The sequence below is a fragment of the Christiangramia qingdaonensis genome (genome assembly GCF_048381525.1).
Lineage (GTDB): Bacteria > Bacteroidota > Bacteroidia > Flavobacteriales > Flavobacteriaceae > Christiangramia.
This window is the reverse complement of sequence record NZ_JBLWIM010000017.1, coordinates 3,594-3,824: the sequence shown is the minus strand read 5'-3', so window position 1 is coordinate 3,824 and position 231 is coordinate 3,594. Positions and strand designations below refer to the sequence as shown.

General features: G+C 48.1%; 1 other annotated feature (cut by a window edge).

The features are described 5' to 3' along the window. Positions 1–126 (top strand) — a sequence feature (mutual gap in cmsearch alignment for this rRNA model is longer than 100); it begins 1,404 nt to the left of the window's first position. Positions 127–231 lie beyond the last annotated feature (105 nt).

Below are 231 nucleotides of genomic sequence, written 5' to 3'. Positions count from 1 at the left end.
AAGCCATGGAAGCCGGGGGTACCTGAAGTCCGTCACCGTAAGGAGCGGCCTAGGGTAAAACTGGTAACTGGGGCTAAGTCGTAACAAGGTAGCCGTACCGGAAGGTGCGGCTGGAACACCTCCTTTCTAGAGCTTTGCATGTTTACATGCAAGCGACAATTAGTAAAGGGAAGTTCAGAGACCAATTTGGTCTTGATTCTTATGTCAATTCGATTATTATGGACAGTCTCA